We start from the raw sequence: 17,480 nt of genomic DNA on the forward strand, positions 1-17,480 counted from the left end.
GGAATTGGGCTCCTCTGGGCGGGAGCCGCCAGCACGCAAGGAAATATTGTCCCGGTGCCCTTTGGTAATATATTCATTTTCAAAATAAATTTTTCACATGGCGCGCCGCGCGCCCGTCGCGCCCGCGGGGCGGGGAAAAAATCGCGGCCCGGCGTGTTGACAGGCGTGTGCGCGGATGGGATTGATGCACTATGGAATGAAATGGGACGGTTGCGTCGAACCGGACGGAGATCGGCCAGCATGGAAAAGCAATACCAGGCGCTGCGGCGCACCATGATCGTGACCATCGTGTTGGTCTCCCTGGCGCCCCTGTTGGGGCTCTCGGTCATCGGCGGCTACCAGTTCCAGTCCGCGTACAGCGAGAAGGTCCTGGCCCACGTGGAGCAGCTGGTGCTCAAGCACCGCCAGAACGTGGACGGATTCCTGCGCGAGAAGCTGGCCGAGATCCAGGTGGTGGCGGACATCCTGGACGGCGAGCGCCTGCAGGACGAGGCCTTGCTGGAGGATGTGCTCCTCAGCCTGCAGCGCAGGCACGGCGGGGTCTTCGTGGACATCGGCGTGGTCGGGGCCGGAGGCCTCCAGACGGCCTACGCCGGGCCCTTCCGCCTGGAGGAGGCCGACTATTCCCAGGCCCTCTGGTTCCGCGAGGCCATGCGCCGCGACCACTACATCAGCGACGTGTTCCTGGGCCTGCGGGGCCTGCCGCATTTCATCGTGGCCGTGAAGCGGGTCTGGAACGGCGAGGTGCGCATCGTGCGCTCCACCATCGACTTCGTGGCCTTCAACGAACTGGTGGACTCCATCCGCCTGGGACGCACGGGCCAGGCCTACATCGTGAACCGCGAGGGCGGCCTGCAGACCAGGAGCCGGGGCGGTTTCGTGCCCGACCCCGACACCATGCGGGGCATCGTGCGTCTGGTCCAGGCGGCCGGGGCCCGGCAGGGCGGTTCGGGCGACGTCCCGGCCGACGTCCTGCGCCCGGTCCCGCCCCCGGCCATGGACGTGCGCCCCGGTCCCCACGGCGAGCCCCTGCTCTATCTGGCCGCCCCCCTCAAGGACGGCAGCTGGTACCTGGTCTACCAGCAGGACGAGTCCGAGGCCTTCGCCGAATTCTACCACGCGCGCCTAGTGGCCCTGGTGGGCGTGCTCCTGTCGGGCGCTGCCATCGTGTTCATGGCCGTGGTGCTCTCGCGGCGCATGGTGGGCTCCATCGTGCGCGCCGACAAGGACAAGGAGCGCATGAACGAGCAGATCGTGGAGGCGGGCAAGCTCGTGTCCGTGGGCGAGCTGGCCGCGGGCATCGCCCACGAGATCAACAACCCCGTGGCCATCATGATGGAGGAGGCCGGGTGGATCGGCGACCTCATGGACGAGGAGGCCATGCGCGCCACGCCCCGCCACGCCGAGATCATGGAGTCCGTGGCCCAGGTCCGGGGCCAGGGCCGCCGCTGCCGGGAGATCACCCACAAGCTTTTGTCCTTCGCGCGCAAGCTCGATCCCACGCCCACGGAGGTGGACGTCAACGACCTGGTGTCCGAGATGGCCGACCTCTCGGAGCAGCGCGCGCGCTACGCCAACGTGACCATGGTCACGGATTTCGACGAGGGCCTGCCGCACATCCACGCCTCGTGTTCCGAAATGCAGCAGGTCCTGCTGAACCTCGTGAACAACGCCATCGACGCCATGGAGAGCGGCGGCGGCGAGCTCAGGCTGGGCACGGCCCGGCAAGGGGACGAACTGGTCATCAGCGTGGCCGACACGGGCGCGGGCATCCCCCAGGCCAACCTGCCACGCATCTTCGACCCCTTTTTCACCACCAAGCCCGTGGGCAAGGGCACGGGCCTGGGCCTGTCCATCATCTACGGCATCGTCAAGAAGATGGGCGGGGAGATCACGGTGGCCAGCTCCGTGGGAGTGGGCACCACCTTCACCATCCGCCTGCCCCTGCCCCGGACGGACCGGGACGCGCGGGGCGGCGGCCATGAACCTGGGACGATCAACTCCGAAGGAGGCTCCTGATGCACGAGCGAGTGCTGCTGGTGGACGACGAACAGGGTTTTCTGGATGCCATGGCCAAGCGCCTGGACAAGCGGGGCTTGAAGGTCAAGACGGCGACCAGCGGCCAGGAGGCCCTCGACGCCCTGCAGGCCGACGATCTCGTTGAGGTGGTCGTCCTGGACGTGAAGATGCCCGGGCTGGACGGCATCGAGACCCTCCAGCGCATCAAGGCCGACCAGCCCATGGTGGAGGTCATCATGCTCACGGGCCACGCCACCGTGGAGACGGCCATCGAGGGCATGCGCCGCGGGGCCTTCGACTACCTCATGAAGCCCTGCGAGGTCGAGGTGCTCATGGACAAGATCGCCCAGGCCGGGGCCCGGCGCCGGGAGCAGGATCAGCGCATCCTGGAGGCTCAGGCCATGAATATCGCCCTGCGCCGCGGCGACTAGGCGGAAGGCCTATAAGCGCACAATCGCCGCGTTGCTGCGGCCGGGGCAAAACCTCGCGTATTTGGATACGCTTCGGTCTTGCCCCGGCCTTGCGCCTTGCGCTTGCACGCTTCTAGGCCTTCCGCCGCGAGGCGTGCCGCGTGTGGGGACCGCCTGACGGCGGTCGGGGCCGTGTAAAGTGGAGTTGTAGAGGAGGGAGCATGGCGGACGAACCCATCAGGCTGCTGCTGGTGGACGACGAGCAGGCCTTCATCAACGTGCTGGGCAAGCGTCTGGCGCGGCGGGGCGTGGACGCCACCCTGGCCTCGTCCGGGGCCGAGGCCATCCAGCATCTGCGCGGCCGGGACTTCGACGTGGCCGTGGTTGATCTGAAGATGGAGGGCATGGACGGCATCGAGCTCCTCGGGGTCTTCAAGAAGATGCTGCCCGCCATGCCCGTGATCATCCTCACGGGCCACGGTTCGGAGCGCGCGGCCCGCGAGGGCGTGCGCCAGGGGGCCTTCGACTATCTGGTCAAGCCCTGCGACCTGGATCGACTGTTGGAAAAGATTCGCCAAGCCATCGCCTAGAAGCGTTTCCGGAATCATGGTGCTTTGGCCGGGCGGTTTGCCTTGGTGCGCAAAACGTGGCATTCACGGCGGCACGTCGAGAACCGCTTTCCGCCGCAGGCGGGAAACAGTCCCGGGAGCCGCCCAGATGCCCAAGATTCCCCAGTGCAGAACCCAGGAGCGCAAGGACCGCGTGCGCGAAGTCCTTATGCGCCGGCAGAAGGACCTGCGCCTGGTCCTGGCCAACATCCACGACCCGCACAATGTTTCCGCCATCCTGCGCAGTTGCGACGCCTTCGGCGTCAACGAGGTCGACCTCTACTATACGGACACGGCCTTTCCCAACCTGGGGCGCAAGTCCTCGGCCTCGGCCAAGAAATGGGTCTCCCGCACGCGCCACACCGCCGCCGCCGCCCTGGTCGGCGGCCTGCGCGGCCAGGGCTACCAGATCCTGTCCACGGGATTTTCCGAGACCGCGCGGCCGCTCATGGACTGGGACATGACCCGGCCCACGGCCATCATGCTGGGCAACGAGCACCGGGGCGTGGACCCTGAGCTGGACGAACTGGTGCCCGACCAGATCTACGTGCCCATGATGGGCATGGTCCAGAGCCTCAACGTGTCCGTGGCCGCGGCCGTGATCCTGTACGAGGCCTACCGCCAGCGCCGGGCCGTGGGCATGTACGACAACCCTTCCTACGCCCCCGAGGAGATCGAGGCGCGGATAGAGGACTGGTGCGCGCGATGAACGTGGATTTCGAGCGGGCCCTGGAGATCGTCAGCGCCGGGGGCTGCCTGGTCTACCCCACGGAGACCCTCTACGCCGTGGGCGGGGACGGCCGCGACGCGCGCGCCGCCGCCCGGGTCATGGCCATCAAGGGCCGCGCCCCGGCCAAGCCCCTGCCGTTGGTGGTGGGGGCCATGGAGCAGCTTTCCCTGGTCACGGACGAGATATCCGGGACCCTGGAGCGCCTGGCCGGGAGCTTCTGGCCCGGGCCCCTGTCCGTGCTGGTGCGTGCGCGGGCGCACCTGCCGCCCCAGGTATCGGACGAGCGGGGCCTGACCAGCGTGCGCTTGACCCCGCATCCCCTGGCCGCGCGCCTGTGCCTCGCGGCGGGCGCGCCGCTCATCGCCACCAGCGCCAACCTGAGCGGCCGTCCGGCAACGGCGGACCCCGCGCGGCTGGATCCCGAGTTGGTCCGGCGCGTGGACGGGGTCCTGGCCCTGGCCCCCGGCCCCTCGGGGGGCGCGGCCTCCACCGTTGTTGGCGCGGGCGAGGACGGCGTTCTCGTGGTGCACCGCCTGGGCGCCGTGTCCATGGACGCCCTTCGCGCCGCCGGGTTCCGCCCAGTTCCGGCCGGTTCCTGAACCGCCCCAAGGGTAAATATTTGAACCTCCGCCCCAGTCATGCAGGGGGTTTCGGCCGGAACGGGCCAAAAAATTTTACCCCCGCGCGTGGTCCCGTTTCGAGCCGTCAGGAACATTTTCCAGTTATTGCGGTGTGATATTGTTTTTCTTCCGGGATTCCCGGCGTTGGCACGATATCTGCTATATTCTGTGCGTCATCCCATCCTTTCTTTACGGGAAGCCGGCTTTACCTTTGGCGGGGTAAAGCCGGTTTCCGTTTTTTGTGGGCTCGTTGCGGGGGCGGACGGGGCCGGGGCGCGGGCCCCGGGCAGGGGGGCGACGGGGGAATAATTTTTGAACCACGGCCCGTTTTCCCGCTGGGGAGTTTCAAACAACTTCAATTATTCAAAAGATTCTTGTCTTCGATTTTTCATTGCCCTATATTTGCCCATAATGGCCCGGTTTCCCGGGCCGAAAACGGCTTCTGGCCGTAGCGAGGTGCATGACCCATGGATTCGGACAGCAGCCGCGCCGGGGGCAGGCAGCACCGCAACCCCGTGCCCACGGTGGACGCGGTGATTTTCGACGCCCGGCGCGGGGTGGTGCTGGTGGAGCGGGCCAATCCGCCCTTCGGCTGGGCCCTGCCCGGCGGGTTCGTGGACTACGGCGAGACCGTGGAGGCGGCGGCCGTGCGCGAGGCCCGCGAGGAGACGGGGCTGGACATCGTGCTCATCGGGCTGTTGGGCGTGTATTCCGACCCCGGGCGCGATCCGCGCATGCACACCATGAGCGTGGTCTTCGCCGCCCAGGCCGTGGACCCCGGGGCCCTGCGGGCCGGGGACGACGCGGCCACGGCGCGCTTTTTCCCCCTGGACGGCCTGCCCGGGGTCCTGGCCTTCGACCATGGCAGCATCCTTGAGGATTTCCGGCGGACGTTGCGACTCCCCGGCGACCTGAAACCGTAACCCGCCGCGCGTACGGTGCCCTGATTCCGGGAGACGTCGCATCATGGCAGCACCACTGGTCCTTTTCGCCACCTCGGAGATGTTCCCCTTTTCCAAGACCGGGGGGCTCGCCGACGTGCTGGGAGCGTTGCCCCTGGCTCTGCACCGCCAGGGGGTGAACACGGCGGTGGTCACGCCCATGTACGGGCGCATGTCCACGGCCGAGTTCCCGGTGCGGCTGCAGATCTCCGGCTGCCCCGTGGGCTACCCCTGGGACCCCGTGACCTGCGACGTGTACCGGGCGGATTTCCACGGCATGCCCGTGTACTTCATCGACCGCGCCGAGTATTTCGACCGCCGTTTCCACTACTGCACCCACCACGGCGACTATTTCGACAACTGCGAGCGCTTCGTGTTCTTCTCCCGGGCCGTGCTGGAGCTGGCCCGGCGTCTGGAGCCCGTGCCCTCCGTCATCCACCTGAACGACTGGCAGACCGCCGTGGCCGCCGCCTACCTGCACTTCTGGCGGCGGGACGACCCGCGCCTGGCGCGGACCAGAAGCGTCCTGACCATCCACAACCTGGCCTTCCAGGGGCGCTTTTCCAGTCGCCTGTTCGAGACCAGCGGCCTGCCGCCCGAGGCCTGGCACATGGATGGGGTGGAGTACTACGGGGACTTCAACCTGCTCAAGGGCGGCATCGCCTACGCCGACGCCATCACCACGGTGAGCCCGGGCTACGCCGGGGAGATCCTGACCCCGGAGTTCGGCTGCGGACTGGAAGGCATATTGCGCCATCGTTCCCACCTGCTCACGGGCATCTTGAACGGCGCGGACTACGAGGTCTGGGACCCGGGCTCGGACCGCTTCCTGCCCAGCTCGTACTCCCGGGCCGACACGCGGGGCAAAGAGGCCTGCAAGCGCGCGCTCATCGAAACCTTCGGCATGGACGAGGCCCTCATGGACCGGCCCATCCTGGGATTCATCGGCAGGCTCCGGCGGCAGAAGGGCATCGACCTGGTGCTGGACGCCATCAAGCGGCTCATGGACCTGGACGTGGGCCTGGTGGTCCTGGGCGAGGGCAAGCTGGAGTTCGAGGCGCGCCTGGCCGCCCTGCGCGAGGACTGGCCGGGCCGCGTGGAGGCTGTCATCGGCTACACCGAGGATCTGGCGCACCTCATCCAGGCGGGCTGCGACATCTTCCTGATGCCCTCGCGCTACGAGCCCTGCGGCCTGACCCAGATGTACGCCCTGCGTTTCGGATCCCCGCCCGTGGCCACGGCCGTGGGCGGGCTGGGCGACACCATCGTGCCCTGGCCCGGGGAGGGCTCCACGGGCTTCATCTTCCCGCGCCCCGAGGCCGGGCCGCTGGCCGAGGCCGTGGGCCGGGCCGTGGCCCTGTGGGAGGATCGGGAACAGTGGGCCGCCCTGCGCGGCCGGGCCATGGGCGTGGCCTTTTCCTGGGAGGACGCCGCCCGGCGCTACCTGGACGTCTATCGCGGCCTCGGCGTGTCCGTCTGAGGCCGTCAACGCTTCGCGGCGCCCCCCGCGCCGCGCTGGAGGATGCCATGGCGATCAAGAAGCAGTACATGAAGACCAAGGCCAGGGTGAAGGTCACCTTCCGCCTGCCTGCGGACGCGGCCCCGGGCGCGGGGTCCGTGGCCCTGGTGGGCGAGTTCAACAACTGGAACCTCTACGCCACGCCCATGGAGCGCCTGAAGGACGGCTCCTTCAAGAAAGTCCTGGAGCTGGAGCCCGGCCAGCGGTTCGAGTACCGCTATCTCATCGACGAGACCAAATGGGAGAACGACTGGGAGGCGGACGGCTACGCGCGCAGCCACTACGGCAACTGCGACAATTCCGTGGTCGAGACCTGATGATTTCCGGCCCGTCTCCGGTTCTGGACCGGGGGCGGGCCTTGGCGTACTGTCGTCGCGCGCGGCATGGGCCGCGCTCGACAACTGCGTAAAGGACGGTGCGCCATGGATTCCTCCCCCCTGCTCCTGACCCTGGGCGACCCCAACGGCCTGGGACCCGAACTCGTCTGCCGCCTGCTGGGCGCGGGCCGCGCGCCCGCGCGCCCCGTGGTGCTCATCGGCCCGGCCGAGGGCCTTGAATATCATCGCCAACGCCTGGGACTGCCGCGATTCTGGCGGCCGGTGACGCGCGCCGAGGTGGCCGCGCCCCCGGCCCCGCTGACCCTTTTCACCCCGCCGGAGCAGGGCGCGTACACAGTGCGCGCCGGGCAGGCGCATCCCGAGGGCGGCCGCGCCGCGGGCCTGGCCGTGGAGGCCGCCTGCGAGATCTTGAACGCCGGGCAGGCCGCCGGGGTGGTGACCTGCCCCCTGAACAAGGCCATGCTCCAGGACGCGGGCTTCGACTTCCCCGGGCATACGGAATTTTTAGCCGAGCGCCTGGGCGCGGGACGCGACGGGGTCTGCATGCACCTCTGCGGCCCCCGGCTGCGGGTCTCCCTGGTCACCACCCATCCCCGGCTGCGCGACGTGGCCGGGCTGGTCACGCCCGAGCGCGTGGGGCTGTGCCTGGACCTGACCTGGGACCTGGTGCGCCGCCTGGAGCCGGACCCCGCGCCCGTGGCCGTGTGCGGCCTGAACCCACACGCCGGGGAGAGCGGCAAGATCGGGGACGAGGAAATCCGCATCATCGCCCCGGCCGTACGCGCGGCCCGGGAGCGCGGGGTGCGCGTGGAAGGGCCCCTGCCCGGGGACACGGTGTTCCATTTCGCGGCCGCCGGGCGCTACAGCGCCGTACTGGCCATGTACCACGACCAGGGCCTGGCCCCCCTGAAGCTGCTGCACTTCTCCGAGGCCGTGAACGTGACCCTGGGCCTGCCCGTGGTGCGCACCTCCGTGGACCACGGCACGGGCTACGACATCACGGGCAAGGATACGGCGGACACGGGCAGCCTGGCGGCGGCTCTGGAACTGGCGGAGACCCTCACGGCCTGAGCGGCCGGGGCAGGGCGGGGCTAGTTGTTGTCGGCGTCCTGTTGGTGTTTGGCCTGGATATCCTGGATGGTTTCGGCCATTTGCAGGTATTTCACGGCGTGGTCGTCGGCTCCGGCCAGCATCAGGATCCAGCCCGCCGCGCGGCAGGCCTCGGGGTCCGTGTGCAGGCCGCCGGTGAGCATGTCCATGGCCTGGATGACCCGGGCCGCGTGGATCAAGGCCTGGTCGGGGGTGGCGTCGGTCATCTCCCGGGTGCAGGCCGCGTGCACGGCCTCCCAGTCCCGATGGCGGATGAGCCCCAGGAGTTCCGGGGGCAGGGTGTTCATGAATCTCTCCTTGGCCCGCGCGGCGCGGGGTTGCATTCACGGTGATACCCTTTATTATGCCGGGAAAATTGAAACTGTTCATCCTTTTTTTGACCAGGATTTTTTAGCCCGGCGCGCAGCCCCGCCCCGCCTTCCGCAATGTCCGGGGCCCGCCGTTTTTCTTGGAAAGGAGCCTACCCATCGTGCGCGTGTGCGTGGTCAACTCTTCGGTCATGGCCCGGGCCTTCACGGCCCTGGGCCACGAGGTCCTGGCCCTGTCCCCCGGGCCGGGCCCCGTGGACCTGCCCGGCCTCCTGGACGGGCGGGGCTTCGAGCCGGAGCTGCTCCTGGACGTGGAGTCCCTGGGGCTCCGCACCCTGCTCCTGGGCCTGGGCTCCCTGTCCTGCGCCAAGCTCTTCTGGTCCGTGGACACGCACCTCAACGCCTGGTGGCATCGGGCCTACGGCCGGATGTTCGACGCCGTGCTCACCACCCAGGACGCCTGGATGCCCCGGTTGCTGCGTCTGGGCCTGCCCGTGGTGGAGCATCTGCCCTGGTTCGGTCTGCGGCGGCCCTTCAGGCCCTGGCGCGAACGCGCCACGGACCTCCGCTTCGTGGGCCGCATCTCGCCCGAACGCCCGACCCGCGTGCTCATGGTGGAGCACCTGCGGGAGCGCCACGGGCTGGACGCGGTGCAGGACGTGTCCCACGCGGCCATGCTCGATCTCTACGACGATACCCGGCTGGTGCCCAACGAGGCCATCTTCTCGGAGGTCAATTTCCGCCTGTTCGAGGCCGCGTCCTGCGGCTGCCTGGTCCTGAACCAGTCCGTGTCCTCGGACATCGCGCTCCTCTTCAAGCCCGGCCGCGAGGTGCTGGTCTTCGAGGACATCCTGGAACTGGATTCCCTGGTGCGGCGCTGGCTCGCGCGCCCGGCCGAGGCCGAGGCCATGGCCCGCGCCGCCTGGGCTCGGGTCAACGCGGAACACCTGCCCGAGCACCGCGCCCGGCGCGTGCTGGAACTGGCCGGACGCCACGCGGGCAAGGCCCGGCGCGGCGGGGACGCCCCGGTCTGGGAAGCCCTGTACCGCATGAACGAGGCCGGGACCTGCGAGGTGGCCCCCGTTCCCGTGCTGGCGGCCATGGCCGAGCGCTGCCACGAGGCCGATGGGCTGGCGGCCTTGCTGCGGGCCCTTTTTTTCTGGCGGCGCGGGGCGGAAGCCCTGTCCCGGCTGGAGGAGATTCTGGCCCGGGCCTCCTTTGCCCGGGATTTCGAGCTGAATTTCACGGCCTCGGTCCTGGGGCTGCGCCTGGGGCGCATGGATCTGGCCCTGGCCTTCTGGCTGCGCCATGCCCTGGCCGCGGGCCTGCGCCGCAGCGACCCCGCGACCCCGGCGGAGTTCTGGATGGCCTGGGCCAAGGAGTGCGAACGGCATTGGCTGCCCGTGAATAGCGGCTTCTCCTACGCCGTGGGCAGCGGGCTGCCGCAGTCGGCCTACGACTGCCTGCAGGAGGCCGTGGTCCTGGAGATCGAGGACCAGGGGGTGATGCGCAGGATGAGCGCGCTGCTGGCCGAGGAAGGCAGCGGGGCCCAGGGGCTTCGGCTGCGGACCCTGTCCTACCTGGGGCTGCGCTGCCCGGACGACTGGCGGCTGGGCCTGGAGCTGGGCCTGGTGAACCTGCGCGCCATGCGCTTGCGCGAGGGGCTGGAGGAAATTCTGGGCGCCCTGTATACGGCGCGCCGGGCCGGGGAAGAGGCGCGTTTCCGCCGCGTCCTGGCCGCGGGCGACCGCACCGGTTGCATCGCGGGGGCCATCGATGCGGAAGGGGCCGCCTAGAGGATTGTCGGAGAGGTCCTTGGACGCAGGCCGTTCAAAAATAGTAAGATGCAAGGCGCAAAAAAAATGCAAGACCGACGCGTATCCCAATACGCGAGGTTTTGCATTTTTTGCAGCAACGCCGCAGATCGCTGTTTTTCAACGGCCTGCTAGAGGGACGCGTAGAAATTTAGCAGCCGATCGAGCACCCGCCGCCTGTTCCAGCTTTGTTCCATGAACCGCCGCGAGGCCTGGCTCGCGCGCAGGCGTTCGTCCGGATCGTCGGCCAGCCTGCCCAGGGTCGCGGCCAGGGCCCCGGGGTCGCGCGCCACCAGCCAGGGCAGGTCGTCGCGACCCGCGAATTCCCGCATGTGCCCCATGCAGTTCTCCGACAACCCGGCCACCGTGGGCAGGCCCTGAGCCAGGGCCTCCAGGCTGCTCATGCCGTAGTAGCCCTGCATGTGGTCGAAGCACACGTGGCAGCGCCGTTTGCGCGCCAGGCATTCGTCGTGGGGCGCGTCGTCGATGAGGTCCAGGCCCATGTCCCGGCCCGTGGCGTGCATCTCGCGCATCGCGCGTAGCAGGTCGTCGGTGTTCTTCAGCGCCTTGCACGTGGGCGAATGGGCCACGAGCACGGGCTCCAGCGGTTTGTCCGCCAGGGGGGTGCTCAGGGGCGCGTCCTCGTCCACCAGGTTGGGCTGCCAGCGGGCCCCGGGCAGCAGGTCCAGGAGGTCCGGGGTGCTCACCAGGAGGTTCCCGCGGCCCAGGGCCGCGTACTTGTCCCGGTACTTGCCCGGGTTGCCCCTAAAGTCCGGGTGCCCGTGGTGGTGGTGGACCACGGTCTTGCCCGCCAGGTAGTCCGAGGGCAGGAAGGGCCCCAGGCGCAGGCGCTCGTCCGCGGTCATGTGGAAGTGGAACACGTCCGCCGTGGCCAGGGCGTCGCGCAGCTCCTCCAGGCCCGCCTCGTCCAGGTCGGGCACGTGCAGGTCCTTGCGCCAGCCGTGGTTGTAGCGGGTCTCCAGGGTGGCCACGCGGCAGAAATGGGGGCTCAGCTCGTTGATGGCCTCGGCGAAGCCGATGGCCGTGCCCGCCGGGTCGTTGACCGCGATCATCAGGATGTTCACGACGCGCCCCCGGCCGCGGCCTTGCCGGATTCGGCGGGGGCCTCGTCACCGGCGAGATCCCCGGGGGCCAGCATCTCGTCCTCGTCCAGGGCGCGCAGCAGCGTGCGGCCCAGGACCTCGTCCCAGCGCAGGGGGCAGATGCCCGTGCCCGGGCTCTTCACGGTCAGGTCGGCTTCCGCGAGCACGGTCCCGGCGGGCAGGGGGCGCGCGGCCACGATGCTCTTGCGCAGCTTGGCGGCGCAGGCCGCCTCGCCCGGGGTCACGCGCTTGGCGCGCCCGGCCAGGGCGGCCTCCATTTCGCGGGCCATGGCGGCCAGGTCCGCGAATTCCTCCGGGGTCAGGGAGGCCGCGTGGTCCGTGCCGGGCCACGTGCGGTCCAGGGTGAAATGGCGCTCCACAACGCACGCGCCCAGGGCCACCGCGCCCAGGGACGGGGCGATGCCTCGCTCGTGCCCGGAATAGCCCACGGGCAGCCCGAAGCGCCGGGCCAGCTCGTTCATGGCGGGCAGGGCCACGTCCCGGTCCGGGCAGGGGTAGGTGCTGTTGCAGTGCAAAAGAATCAGCCGCGCGCCCAGGGGCCGCAGCACGGCCAGGGCCGCTTCCACGTCGGCCAGGGTGCTCATGCCCGTGGAGATCAGGATGGGCAGGCCCGTGGCCCTGGCGGCCCTGAGCAGAGGCAGGTTGGTCAGGTCGGCGGAGGCGATCTTCAACAGCTCCAGGCCCAGGTCCGCCATGCCCCGCAGGCTGGGCAGGTCCCAGGCCGAGGCGAAGAAGACCAGGCCCAGGGCCTCGGCGTATTCCTTGAGCCGCGCCATGGCGGCCAGGGGCAGCTCCAGGGCGTCGCGGTGCTGGCCGTAGGTGGCGCCGAAGCTGTTGGGCCCGGCGTACGGGGCCCGGCGTCCGGCGCGGGTCAAGAGGGCGCGGGTGTCGCGCTTCTGGAATTTCACGGCGTCGGCCCCGGCCTGGGCAGCGCGTTTGATCATTTGCCGCGCCGTGGCCTCGTCGCCCTGGTGGTTGTTGCCGATCTCGGCCACCAGGAAGCAGGGCCGCCCGGGGCCGATCTCGCGGCCGCCGCGCAGGCGGATGACGGGGAAATGCGTGTTCATAGCCTGACCACCTCCAGGCCGTGGGCCTCGGCCAGGGGCCGGAGCTGGGCGTGTATGTCCTGGCTGCGTCCGAAGGACGTGATGACCACGGCGTCGCAGTGCAGGGAGGGCAGGACCTCGGGCGGCAGGATGGCGTGCCCGGCCAGCAGGGTGCCGTGCTTGGCCGGATCGCTGTCCAGCAGCGCCAGCACGGAGAGGTCCGTGTCCCGGATGGCCGAGAGCACCACCTCGCAGGTCTCGGACGCGCCCCACAGGGCCAGGCGGCTGACTCCGCGATCGGCTAGGTCCGCGAGCTTGGAATGCACCAGGGCCTTGAGGGCCGTGTAGCCGCGCACGATTTCCGCGCAGTATTCGTCGAGGAGCGAGCGGCGTTCGCGCTGGCCCCGGTCCGTGAGCACGTATTCGAAGCTCTTGGCGTTCACGGGCCGCCGCTCGATGAGGCCCAGGGCCTTCAGCTCGCGCAGATAGCCGTTGACGCGCGCGCCGGACAGGCCCGTGCGTTCGCCCAGGGCGGACTGGGACACGGCGCTGTCTTTGGCCAGGGTCTCCAGGATGGAGAGGGTGCGGGTGTCCGTGCTGGGCGTCAGGAACCGCCCGTGGGAATGGAGCATGGCGTCCTCCGAAAGTGCGGGTCGACTGCCGGGGCGGCAAATCATTCACGCGCTAAATGATTTTATGCAAGGAGCGCGCCACAGTCAATGCCGATTCCAGGTCCGGACGGGGTGCTTCTGGGGCTCGAAGCTGGAGTGATGCTTCTATTGATTCAATAGTATTTTCAAAGAATTGTTTGTCACCCTCCAAGGCCTTCGCCCCTAAGGGCGCGGGCAGGGGGGCGGGCGTGTCCGGGGCCTGGGTGCGTGTGAATGGGAGGGCTATCTTCGTTAATTCGCTGAACGAAGCGTCGGAAATTTGTTCCCCGTCCCGGGCCCGGCGCATGGCCGCGCGCCCGGCCCGGGCCCCGAAGACCTGGGTGGCGGCCACCATGGCCCCGCCAAGGCGGTCGGCCCCGTGCATGCCCGTGGCGCATTCCCCGGCGGCGAACAGGCCGGGAACGGTGGTGGCCGAGTCCGCGTCCACCAGGGCCCCGCCGTTGCCGCAATGGGCCCGGGCCAGGACGCGCGTCTCCCGGCCGCCGAGGCGCAGGCCCACGCCGCCGTCCCCGCCCGCGTGGCGGGCCAGGAGGCGGTCCAGGGCCCTGTCCGCCAGGCCCCAGGACGCGGGCGCGTGCCCGGCGCGGGAGGCGGCCAGGGCCGCCATGTCCGGGGGCAGGGCGACCTCGCCGCCGTCTGGCGCGAGGATGCGCGCGCCGTCCCGGGCCAGGCGGGCCGGGTTCACGAAGCTCCCGTCCCGCGCGTCGCTCCAGAAGAACTGCACGAACCCCGCGTTCGCAAGCTCGGCCCCGGCCCGCGCCAGCAGGGCGTAGGACCAGCCCGTGCCCCCGCTGCCGCACAGGTTGGCCGCGAACAGCGGGGCCGGGCCGCCCAGTGCCGCCACCACCGCGCCGGCGCGCACGGCCAGGGCCGGGCCGCCCCCGGTCGGGGCCAGGAGCGCGCCGCAGGTCCCGTGTTCCGGGTCGGCGAGGATGGACAGGGCCGTGTATCCCTCCAGGACCTCCACGTTCAGGGAGCGCGTTCGCTCCATGAGCAGGGCGTGGGTCCTGGGCAGATCCGTGAGCTGCACGGCGCAGCGCAGGTCCGGGGCGAAGCATGAATGGTGCAGGACGGGCGCGCCCGTCGCGTCCCGGGCCAGGGGAACGCCCAGGGTTTCGAGGTCCGCCAGGCGTCCGGCGGCCTCCCGGGCCAGGATGCGCGCCAGCTCCGGCCGCGCCGCGCCCGGCGGGGCCAGTTCCAGTATGCGCCGTGCGGCGTCCTCGCGCGTGGCGGGGTCTTGCGGGGCCAGGAAGCCCAGGCGGGCATTGGGATTGGTGAAGGAGGAACCGGACGGGCCGCGCCCGGCCGTGGCCAGGAGCACCCGGCCCCGGGGATCGGCCTCGGCGGCGGCCCAGGCCGCGCGCAGTCCGGCCAGGCCGGAGCCGAGGATCAGCACGTCGCAGGTCGGCGGGGGCATGGGGCCTCGCGCGCGCCGGGCGGCCCAAGGGGCGGGGATCAGGCCTGCTTGCGGGCCTTTTCCTCTTTCCTGAGCTGCTTGTTGGCGAAGGAGCGCATCTTCTGGGCCTCGACGAAGCCCTTGTTGATCTCCAGGGCCCTGGTGGCCATTTCGTCCACCTTCTCCCAGCGCTTCCAGTCGATATAGAGCCTGCCGATGTTGAAGTACAGGCCCGGGTCGTCGTCGGACAGGCGCACGGCCTTCATGAAATACTTCTCGCTCATCTCGTACTCTTCCATCTTGCGCAGGACCATGCCCACGCGGTTGTAGAGATGGGCGGATTCCGGGAAGTCCTTGAGGGCCTCGGTGAGGTGCTTGAGGGCATCCTTGTTGCGGTCGTACTTGAGGTAGAGCTCGGCGATCTCGTATTTCAGGTCCGTGTCGTCGGCGAACTGCAGCAGCAGTTTGTCGAAGATGACCTTGGCGTCCTTGAACTTGCCCTTTTCAAGGAGCTGCGAGCCGCGCTCCAGCTGCATGCGCTTGGTGTCGTCGATGGCCTGGAGCATCTTCTGGGCCTCGGACACGGCCGAGCCCTGGAGGTCCTCCAGGAGCTCCTTGAGGGCGGAGAGGAGCTCCTTCTCCGACCCCTCCTGGTACTCCAGGACCATGGGACAGACCTTGCGGAACTCCTTGTCGCCGTTGAGCAGATGCAGGGCGGTGTCCAGGCTGCGCGCGAACTCGTCCTTCTCGTGTTTGAGCAGGGGCGTGCGACAGATCACGGACACGGAATCGTGCAGCGAGACGATGGCCGGAAGAAGCTTTTCTTGCTTCAGGTAGCCTTTGATCTGCGAAATCTTTGACCGGGCTTTGATGAGTTCGCTGGACATGCTGATCCTGTATGCGTTCGTGTGGTCGATTTTCGCGAAAGTATTGCCCGAATCTTTCGCCCGCGTCTATACCCCGGCGTGTTCGCGCACCATTTCCCTGAATCGTTTGAAGAAATAGTTGCTGTCGTGGGGCCCGGGGCTGGCCTCGGGGTGGTGTTGGATGGCCAGGATGGGCTTCTTCACGTGGTGGAAGCCTTCCAGGGTCTGGTCGTTCAGGTTCACGTGGGTCACGGCGATGCCCGAGAGGCTGTCCACGTCCACGCAGAACCCGTGGTTCTGGGAGGAGACCTCGATGCGCCCGGTGGTCAGGTCCTTGACCGGGTGGTTCAGGCCGTGGTGGCCGAACTTGAGTTTGTAGGTCTTGCCGCCCAGGGCCAGGCCCAGGATCTGGTGGCCCAGGCAGATGCCCGCCGTGGGATAGCGGTCCGCCAGCCGGGCCACGGTCTCGGCGATGCCCGGGATGGCCGCCGGGTCGCCGGGGCCGTTGGACAGGAATATGGCGTCGGGCTCAAGGCGCTCCACTTCCTCGGCCGTGGTGCGCGCGGGCACCACGAGCAGGTCGCAGCCCTGCGCGGTGAGGAGCCTGAGGATGTTCCACTTGATGCCGAAGTCGTAGACCACCACCTTGGGGCCCGTGCCGGCCCACTGGTGATGCCCGTCGGAGATGTCCACGGTCTTGGGGCCGGTTTCGGTCCAGACGTAGGGCTCCCTGGCCGAGACGTTGGAGGCCAGGTCCAGGCCCTCCATGGAGGGCAGGGCCTTGGCGCGCTCCACCAGCTCCTGGGGCGTGACCGCGTCGGTGCTGATGACCGCGCGCATGGCGCCGTGGATGCGCAGGTGGCGGGTCAGCGCCCGGGTGTCCACGCCCTCGATGCCCATGACCCCGTGCTCGGACAGGTAGTCGGGCAGGCTCTTCACCGAGCGCCAGTTGCTGGGCACCTTGCAGCATTCCTTGACGATGAAGGCCTCCACCCAGATGCGCGAGGACTCCACGTCCTCCGGGTTGATCCCGTAGTTGCCGATGAGCGGATAGGTCATGCAGACCATCTGCCCGGCGTAGGACGGGTCCGTGAGCACTTCCTGATAGCCGCTCATGCCGGTGTTGAAGATGGCCTCGCCCTGGGCGTTGCCCTCGCCGGTGAAGGAGCGCCCGGCAAACCAGGTGCCGTCCTCCAGTGCCAGATACGCTTTCATTGCTTGGTCTCCGAAAGTCTCTTGATGACCGTGTCGATATCTTCGGGGCGGTCCACTCCGCAGGTGCGGTGGGTGGTGGGCACCACGTAGATGGGTATGTCGTTTTCCAGCAGCCGCAACTGCTCCAGTTTTTCCTGTCGTTCCATGGCGCTCACGCCCAGGGACACGAAGCGCCTCAGCGTCCGCATGCGGAAGGCGTAGAGCCCGATGTGGCCCCAGAAGACCTCGTCCTCGCCGGAGCGGGGATAGGGCACCAGGGCCCTGGAGAAATATAGGGCCGATCCGCCCTTGGTCCAGAGGACCTTGACCTGGTCCGGGCTCTCGGCCTCCTCGCGGCCGATGCGCGAGGCCAGGGTGGTGACCTGGATGTCCGGGTCCGAGAAGGGCTCCAGCAGCTCCGTGAGCATCTGCGGCGCGAGCAGGGGCTCGTCGCCCTGGATGTTCACCACCACGGCGTCCTCGGGCAGGGACAGGGCCTGCGCGGCCTCCAGCACCCGGTCCGTGCCGCTGGCGTGCTCGGTCCCGGTCATGAGCACGGGCACGTTGTACTTGCAGGCCTCGGAATAGATGCGGTGGTCGTCCGTGGCCAGGGCCACCTTGCCCAAGAGCGGGCACTGGATGGCGCGCTGGTACACGTGCCAGAACATGGGCCTGCCCAGGATGTCCGCCAGGGGCTTTCCCGGAAAGCGCGAGGACTCGTAGCGAGCGGGGATGATGCCGTAGGCCGGGGGTATGGTAGGCATGG

General features: G+C 69.0%; 18 protein-coding genes. 10 read left to right on the plus strand and 8 right to left on the minus strand.

Annotated elements, in window-relative coordinates; translation table 11 throughout:
* Window positions 1-240 precede the first annotated feature (240 nt).
* The 9 genes from ACYYG1_RS12120 (at window position 241) to pdxA (ending at window position 8,256) form a co-directional block, all read left to right on the plus strand.
* Window positions 241-2,019 carry a sensor histidine kinase gene (locus ACYYG1_RS12120; protein ID WP_461210579.1) on the plus strand — a complete coding sequence of 593 codons (1,779 nt, stop codon included), beginning with the start codon at window positions 241-243 and terminating at the stop codon, window positions 2,017-2,019.
* Complete coding sequence (locus ACYYG1_RS12125; protein WP_461210580.1) at window positions 2,019-2,450, plus strand: response regulator; 432 nt, start codon at window positions 2,019-2,021, stop codon at window positions 2,448-2,450. The genes ACYYG1_RS12120 and ACYYG1_RS12125 overlap by 1 nt, the downstream gene beginning before the upstream one ends.
* Window positions 2,451-2,650: 200 nt before the next feature.
* A complete protein-coding gene (locus tag ACYYG1_RS12130; RefSeq protein ID WP_461210581.1) occupies window positions 2,651-3,019 on the plus strand; it encodes a response regulator in 369 nt (122 codons plus the stop codon).
* A 127-nt stretch (window positions 3,020-3,146) separates the two neighbouring features.
* Window positions 3,147-3,746: a TrmH family RNA methyltransferase gene (locus ACYYG1_RS12135; protein WP_461210582.1), complete on the plus strand. Its 600-nt coding sequence runs from the start codon at window positions 3,147-3,149 to the stop codon at window positions 3,744-3,746.
* On the plus strand, window positions 3,743-4,366 hold the full coding sequence (locus tag ACYYG1_RS12140) for an L-threonylcarbamoyladenylate synthase (RefSeq protein ID WP_461210641.1): 624 nt from the start codon (window positions 3,743-3,745) through the stop codon (window positions 4,364-4,366). The genes ACYYG1_RS12135 and ACYYG1_RS12140 overlap by 4 nt, the downstream gene beginning before the upstream one ends.
* Window positions 4,367-4,854: 488 nt before the next feature.
* Window positions 4,855-5,310 (plus strand): NUDIX domain-containing protein, encoded by a 456-nt coding sequence (locus ACYYG1_RS12145; RefSeq protein ID WP_461210583.1) that lies wholly within the window; start codon window positions 4,855-4,857, stop codon window positions 5,308-5,310.
* A gap of 43 nt (window positions 5,311-5,353) precedes the next feature.
* Window positions 5,354-6,808, plus strand: a complete 1,455-nt coding sequence (glgA, locus tag ACYYG1_RS12150; protein WP_461210584.1) for a glycogen synthase GlgA — start codon at window positions 5,354-5,356, stop codon at window positions 6,806-6,808.
* A gap of 47 nt (window positions 6,809-6,855) precedes the next feature.
* A complete protein-coding gene (locus ACYYG1_RS12155) occupies window positions 6,856-7,164 on the plus strand; it encodes an isoamylase early set domain-containing protein (protein WP_461210585.1) in 309 nt (102 codons plus the stop codon).
* A 105-nt stretch (window positions 7,165-7,269) separates the two neighbouring features.
* A complete protein-coding gene (gene pdxA / locus ACYYG1_RS12160) occupies window positions 7,270-8,256 on the plus strand; it encodes a 4-hydroxythreonine-4-phosphate dehydrogenase PdxA (RefSeq protein WP_461210586.1) in 987 nt (328 codons plus the stop codon).
* 20 nt (window positions 8,257-8,276) lie between these two features.
* On the opposite strand, the gene ACYYG1_RS12165 is transcribed toward pdxA, so the two are convergent.
* Window positions 8,277-8,582 (minus strand): hypothetical protein, encoded by a 306-nt coding sequence (locus tag ACYYG1_RS12165; protein ID WP_461210587.1) that lies wholly within the window; start codon window positions 8,580-8,582, stop codon window positions 8,277-8,279.
* A gap of 161 nt (window positions 8,583-8,743) precedes the next feature.
* Between ACYYG1_RS12165 and ACYYG1_RS12170 the strand changes: the two genes are divergently transcribed.
* Window positions 8,744-10,399 (plus strand): glycosyltransferase family protein, encoded by a 1,656-nt coding sequence (locus ACYYG1_RS12170; protein ID WP_461210588.1) that lies wholly within the window; start codon window positions 8,744-8,746, stop codon window positions 10,397-10,399.
* Between the two features lie 149 nt (window positions 10,400-10,548).
* Here ACYYG1_RS12170 and ACYYG1_RS12175 read toward each other — a convergent pair whose 3' ends face one another.
* The 7 genes from ACYYG1_RS12175 to kdsB form a co-directional block, all read right to left on the minus strand.
* Window positions 10,549-11,502, minus strand: coding sequence for a glycosyltransferase (locus ACYYG1_RS12175; RefSeq protein ID WP_461210589.1), 954 nt, complete (start codon window positions 11,500-11,502; stop codon window positions 10,549-10,551).
* Window positions 11,499-12,608, minus strand: a complete 1,110-nt coding sequence (locus ACYYG1_RS12180) for an N-acetylneuraminate synthase family protein (protein ID WP_461210590.1) — start codon at window positions 12,606-12,608, stop codon at window positions 11,499-11,501. The genes ACYYG1_RS12175 and ACYYG1_RS12180 overlap by 4 nt, the downstream gene beginning before the upstream one ends.
* Window positions 12,605-13,219: a winged helix-turn-helix transcriptional regulator gene (locus ACYYG1_RS12185; RefSeq protein WP_461210591.1), complete on the minus strand. Its 615-nt coding sequence runs from the start codon at window positions 13,217-13,219 to the stop codon at window positions 12,605-12,607. Before ACYYG1_RS12185 ends, ACYYG1_RS12180 begins: the two co-directional genes overlap by 4 nt.
* A 52-nt stretch (window positions 13,220-13,271) precedes the next feature.
* Window positions 13,272-14,675 carry an FAD-binding protein gene (locus tag ACYYG1_RS12190; RefSeq protein ID WP_461210592.1) on the minus strand — a complete coding sequence of 468 codons (1,404 nt, stop codon included), beginning with the start codon at window positions 14,673-14,675 and terminating at the stop codon, window positions 13,272-13,274.
* A 38-nt stretch (window positions 14,676-14,713) separates the two neighbouring features.
* Window positions 14,714-15,541, minus strand: a complete 828-nt coding sequence (locus tag ACYYG1_RS12195; protein WP_461210593.1) for a tetratricopeptide repeat protein — start codon at window positions 15,539-15,541, stop codon at window positions 14,714-14,716.
* A 66-nt stretch (window positions 15,542-15,607) separates the two neighbouring features.
* The gene (gene carA, locus ACYYG1_RS12200) at window positions 15,608-16,735 is read right to left on the minus strand and encodes a glutamine-hydrolyzing carbamoyl-phosphate synthase small subunit (RefSeq protein WP_461210594.1); all 1,128 of its coding nucleotides are present in this window, start codon (window positions 16,733-16,735) and stop codon (window positions 15,608-15,610) included.
* Window positions 16,732-17,478, minus strand: a complete 747-nt coding sequence (kdsB, locus tag ACYYG1_RS12205; RefSeq protein WP_461210595.1) for a 3-deoxy-manno-octulosonate cytidylyltransferase — start codon at window positions 17,476-17,478, stop codon at window positions 16,732-16,734. The genes carA and kdsB overlap by 4 nt, the downstream gene beginning before the upstream one ends.
* Window positions 17,479-17,480 lie beyond the last annotated feature (2 nt).

It is taken from the genome of Desulfocurvus sp. DL1XJH-121 (genome assembly GCF_054819825.1).